The organism is Arthrobacter cupressi (assembly GCF_900099975.1).
Classification (GTDB): Bacteria; Actinomycetota; Actinomycetes; order Actinomycetales; family Micrococcaceae; genus Arthrobacter; species Arthrobacter cupressi.
Window position 1 is genome coordinate 1 of record NZ_FNEI01000029.1, and the last position, 5,531, is coordinate 5,531.

Annotated in this window: 5 protein-coding genes; 3 read left to right on the forward strand and 2 right to left on the reverse strand. The window is 60.4% G+C overall.

Annotation, left to right across the window (positions count from 1 at the left end):
- A partial coding sequence (locus tag BLP88_RS18465; RefSeq protein WP_245679920.1) for an NAD-dependent succinate-semialdehyde dehydrogenase occupies window positions 1-1,130 on the forward strand: 1,130 nt, incomplete at its 5' end.
- Window positions 1,131-1,231: 101 nt separating this feature from the next.
- On the forward strand, window positions 1,232-2,449 hold the full coding sequence (locus BLP88_RS18470) for a trans-sulfuration enzyme family protein (protein WP_074591652.1): 1,218 nt from the start codon (window positions 1,232-1,234) through the stop codon (window positions 2,447-2,449).
- Between the two features lie 110 nt (window positions 2,450-2,559).
- On the opposite strand, the gene BLP88_RS19325 is transcribed toward BLP88_RS18470, so the two are convergent.
- Window positions 2,560-3,018 carry a beta/alpha barrel domain-containing protein gene (locus BLP88_RS19325; protein WP_139163454.1) on the reverse strand — a complete coding sequence of 153 codons (459 nt, stop codon included), beginning with the start codon at window positions 3,016-3,018 and terminating at the stop codon, window positions 2,560-2,562.
- A 57-nt stretch (window positions 3,019-3,075) separates the two neighbouring features.
- Complete coding sequence (locus BLP88_RS18480; RefSeq protein WP_074591656.1) at window positions 3,076-4,227, reverse strand: threonine aldolase family protein; 1,152 nt, start codon at window positions 4,225-4,227, stop codon at window positions 3,076-3,078.
- A gap of 908 nt (window positions 4,228-5,135) precedes the next feature.
- On the opposite strand from BLP88_RS18480, the gene BLP88_RS19330 reads away from it, so the two are divergent.
- Window positions 5,136-5,531 (forward strand): NmrA family NAD(P)-binding protein (locus tag BLP88_RS19330; RefSeq protein ID WP_139163453.1); only part of this gene is annotated, 396 nt, incomplete at its 3' end.

Here is a 5,531-nt window from a genome sequence, read left to right on the forward strand (position 1 = left end):
AAGTGGCCTACGGCGCCGAAATGCTGCGCTGGTTCTCCGAGGAAGCCGTCCGCATCGGCGGCGACCAGGCCACCTCCGTGGACGGCAACACCCGGATCATGATCACCAAGGAGCCTGTCGGCCCTTGCGTGCTGGTCACTCCGTGGAACTTCCCACTCGCCATGGGCGCGCGCAAGATCGCCCCTGCCGTCGCCGCCGGCTGCACCATGGTGTTCAAGCCCGCGGAGCTCACCCCGCTCACCTCCCTGGCCTTGGTGCAGATCTTCCGCGAGGCAGGCCTTCCCGACGGCGTCCTTAACGTCGTCACCACGGCGAACGCCTCCAGCGTCGTGGGGACCTGGATGGGCAGCGGCATTGCCCGGAAGGTCAGCTTCACAGGCTCCACCGAGGTGGGCAAGATCCTGCTGCGCCAGGCGGCGGACAATGTCATGCGGTCCTCGATGGAGCTGGGTGGAAACGCACCGTTCATCGTCCTCGCCGATGCCGACATCGAAAAGGCCGTTGACGGCGCCCTGAAGGCGAAGATGAGGAACATGGGCGAGGCCTGCACCGCCGCCAATCGTTTCTTCGTGCACCGTTCCGTCGCCGGGGAATTCAGCGAGAAGTTCGCCAAGCGGATCTCCGAGCTGCAGGTGGGCAACGGCGCCCTGGAAGGGACCGACGTCGGACCCCTGATCGAACAGAAGGGCCTGGACAAGGTCCAGGCCCTGGTCGCCGACGCCGTCGCCAAGGGTGCACGGATCCTGACCGGCGGAAGCCGCCCCGAAGGCCCCGGATACTTCTACATCCCCACGGTCCTGACTGACGTTTCCCAGGACGCGGAACTGATGCGCACCGAGATTTTCGGTCCGGTCGCCGCCATCACCGTGTTCGACGGCGAGGACGAAGTTCTCCGGCTCGCCAACGACACCGAATGGGGACTTGTCGGCTACGTGTTCACCGAGAACATGGACAAGGCCCTGCGCTTCTCCGCCGAGCTGGAAGTCGGCATGGTCGGCCTCAACACCGGCATCGTTTCCAACCATGCCGCCCCCTTCGGAGGCGTCAAGCAGTCAGGTCTGGGACGCGAAGGCGGCAAGATTGGTATCGAGGAATTTCTGGAAATCAAGTACACCGCGCTGGCCATTTAGGCCCACACCATCTTCGATCGACCCGAAGCGATTGCCCCGGATCATCGTCCCGCGCGTACGGCACGGGACGCGAACTACCAAAACTTCCCGAAAGAACTGCAATGAAGCCAACCCCGGATAAGCACAACCACACAACAGTCCATGACGCCACCTGGGCCGTTCATGGTGGAAAAAACGTCGACAAAGGAACCGGAGCCCTCCGCACCCCGCTGATCATGGCAAACTCCTACCTCCTGCCTGATGACCCTTCCAATATGAACTGGTCCAGCGTTGACGACGGCCTGGTCTATTCACGAAATGCCAGCGCAACCCAGGTCGCTTTGGAAGAAAAGCTCGCAGGGATGGAGGGCGCAGAAGCAGCTGCTGCCTTTGCTACCGGGGTGGCAGCCTTGCACGGGGTCTTCTTCAGTCTCCTCAACACCGGAGACCATGTTGTCGTTTCCAACATCACCTATGGAGCTGTCTACCGCCTTATCGGCGAACTCCTTTCCGATAAGTACGGCATTGAATCAACCTTCGTCGACGTCGACGACCTGGAAGCCGTCCAGGCCGCTATCCGGCCCAACACAAAACTCATCCACGCCGAAACCATCGCAAATCCAACCACCAAGATTGCCAACGTCCCCGCCCTGGCGAGCATCGCCAAGGAAGCCGGGGTGCTCCTCACTATCGATGCCACGTTCACCCCTGCGCCGTTCTACCGCTCACTTCACGACGGCGCCGATTTGGTCATCCATTCATTAACCAAGTACATCAACGGTCATGGCGACGCGATGGGCGGCGTTGTCATCGGACGCAAGGAGCTTGTCCAGCGTATCCGCCACGATGCAATCGTCGATGCCGGCGGAGCGATTTCCCCTTTCAACGCGTGGATGATCATGCGCGGTTCCGTCACGCTTCCCCTGCGCCTCAAGCAACAGTTCTCCACCGCTGAAAAGGTCGCTGCCGTTCTCGAGTCTGATCCACGCGTCGCATATGTCCTCTACCCAGGACTTGAATCGCACCCGCAGCACGAATTGGCTACAAAGCAGTTCGGCGGACGCGGATACGGAGGTGTCATGGCATTCGCCGTCGAAGGGAACTCCGACGCCCAAAACCGCTTTATCAAGAATCTCAAGGTCATCACTTCAGCCCTATCCGTTGGCCACGATGATTCACTGATCGTCCATGTGGGTCGGAACGCCCTGGGCGGCTCGGGGAATTACCCGGCCTGCTTCTACAAGTACGGCCACCTCCGTCTTTCCATCGGATTGGAGGACCCCGAAGATCTGGTCGACGACATCCTCAGAGCTCTCGATGCAACGTTCGGCGGGATATAGAAACTGCTCGAGCAGCCTGGAACGAGTCCTTGCGGCAGTCGTTCCAGGCTGCGTTCAAGTCCATGGGCACTGCATTCCCGGCTAGGCGTTTGCGATCATCGAGATCGCCATTATTTGCAGTCGCTTTTCACGACGGCACCGGCGCCTTGGGAGGGGTTGGCGCATTGAAGATGTCCGAACCGAAGAACATGCCGGTCAGCGCCCGAGCTGCATCCATAGTTGCAGCATCGGCGGGGTAGCGATGCACCACCGGCAATGAACGGAGCCACCGGTGGCCTACCCGTTGTGACGATATCTATCACCAGCTCGTACGGGGCCTGCAGTTCCTTCGCGGAAACGTGGAGGTCGTCCTCCGGCAGAGCCGGAAGCTCGCTGGGATTTCGCTGAGGACGTTGTGCATTCGACCGCTCCCGTTGGACACAGAACCCGTCCCGGCCTCCGCCGGAACGGGTCACCGCGGCACCTACATTGATAACCCCCAAGCCACACACCCTGGTTAGTCGCGCCATCAACAAAGGAAAAGTGAAGTTCCACTTTATCAAGTTGTTCACACAGTCTCCCGGCCACAGAACCGCGCTGCCACCCGAGTATGGCCGCGCTCCCCTGAAAACGGCCGTGGCCGATGTCTAGGAGACTATGGCAGGCTCTCCGACAGAGTGAATTTCGTTCTGGCAGGACCCGACTGATTCTTGAAGGATGGCCACAAGGTTGTCGACGTCCTCTGGCATCGTGTCGAACGAACACATCCAGCGGACTTCACCACGTACGGGATTCCAATCGAGGAACCGTACGCGCTCTCTTGCCTTGCTGGCCGCCGCGGGCGGCATGGTAGCAAAGACGGCATTTGATTGGACTTCCTGGGTAAGTTTGATCCCTGGGATTTCCCTCACGGCTTCGCTCAGCCGCTTTGCCATGGAGTTGGACTGCTGGGCGGATCGAAGCCACAAATCCCCTTCCATGAGGGCGATGATTTGTGCTGAAACGAACCGCATTTTTGAAGCCAGCTGCATGTTCATTTTCCGAAGGTATTTCAAGCCCGCCGAAGCTTCCTTGGTGAGCAACACAATGGTTTCGCCCAAGATGATGCCGTTTTTTGTCCCTCCGAAGGAAAGCACGTCGACTCCCACATCGCGGGTGATGGCGCGCAACGGCACGTTGAGGTGGGCAGCCGCATTCGCAAGCCGGGCTCCGTCCATGTGCAACGTTATGCCACGAGCGTGTGCGAAGTCTGCAATCGCCTGAATTTCCGAAGGGGTGTAGACGGTGCCCCGTTCGGTAGATTGGGTGATAGACACCACCAACGGCTGGGCGCGGTGTTCAATGCCCCATCCCCAGGCTTCCTGGGCTATTAGTTCGGGAGTGAGCTTGCCGTCTGGGGTGTCGATTGTGAGTAGTTTGATACCGCCGACCCGTTCGGGTGCTGCATTCTCATCAATATTGATATGGCTTGTTGCCGCGCATATGACCGCTCCCCAGCGTGGCAGCATCGATTGGAGACTAAGTACGTTCGCCCCAGTGCCGTTAAAGACCGGGAATGCTTCAGTATCAGGTCCGAAGTGGTGGGCCATGACGCCTTGAAGGCGTTTGGTGTAGGCGTCTTCTCCATAGGAGGCCTCATGTCCTCCGTTGGACAGTGCCAAAGCAGTCAGAATCTCCGAGTGGACACCAGCGCAGTTATCGGAGGCGAAGCCGCGACTGGCCGGATTGTGTAACCGCGTAGGGGTGGGATTCCCCGGATCAGCCGTGGTTGTGCCGGTTAGTTCTGTGGCCTTGACCATGTTTCCTCCTGCTTCTGGGCCACGTCGCCCATAGAAAAACCGCATCCATCCTGAGCTGCTGCAGGAACCAAGCGTGATTCATGCGAGGCCAAGCTTGCCTGAGCGGTGCTTGAATGATGATAGCACTGTCCGACAATAATGATAGACAACCGTGGGGCAATGGCCCGGACTCTCGCTGTCCTCAGTCGCTACGGCAACACTGAACTGAGGGCGGGATTCTTTTGCCAGATTCTCGGCCTGCCCCATACCGGTGACGAGCCGCCTGAGCGGCGCCCTCTACTTCAGCCGGCTTCTGCTACGGCAGCTGCGTCCATGTGCAATGGCTGCACTGAATGGCGGCACATAGGCTGTCCGAGCTTCCGTCAGGACAGCCACACCAGGCGGCGTCCTGCGACCGGAAGGGGTCCACGCTGCCGCTAGTTCTGACGCTTCATTGTCGCCGGGCAGTCCTACGCGCCGCTCACAGTCCAAATTGCGCTTCGGATCCTCAACCCTTGCATTGGCTCCGCTAACAGAACGACGCCGGAACCTGACTATCGCCCAAGAACATCACCAATGGGCCGACGCAGCCGCCATCGTGCCCAGTCGCGAGCCAACCCAACCGCCGCACCCCGCATAGATGGGGTGCGGCAACTCTTTGTCCTTACGAGGAAATTCCGGCAGATGGAGTCCAAGCGCACTGGCAAGCTGTGATGCGCAAGCCCGCCGCGGGACTCCCGCTCAGGAAGGGCGGTGCTCATGATCTGTGGCGTCTTCAAAGCGACTTCACCTCCTTCATGCCTTCATGGTCCGAGCGGCGGACAGTTCTCGAGAAACTCTCGTAACCGGCGCTCTCATCCGTCCGGACGGGGCGTGGGCCGTTCCTTACGTGCCAGGTCAAATCTCCGGCCCAAATGGGATACTAAGCTATGGTTTTCTCCGCGGGCAGGGGCACTCCGGGTGTGGTGGCAGTGGTCGGTGCGACCGGCCGGCAGGGGTCGGCCGTGGTCCGCCACCTCCTCAAAGACGGGTGGCAGGTGCGCGCCCTGACCCGAAATCCGTCCAGCAACGCTTCACAGGCCCTGCGCGCGCTCGGCGCTGAGGTTCAGCAGGCGAACACCGAGGATCCCGCCTCTCTTCGGATTCCGTTCGAAGGGGCATACGCACTTTTCAACGTCCAGAATCCCATGACCAGTGGAATCGACGCCGAAGTCCGGCAAGGCAGCAACGTGGCGGAGACTGCAGCTGAAGCGGGCATACGCCACGTGGTGTACGGGGCGGCAGGAGTCAGCGACCAGCCGACAGGCGTCGGCTCCTGGGACTCG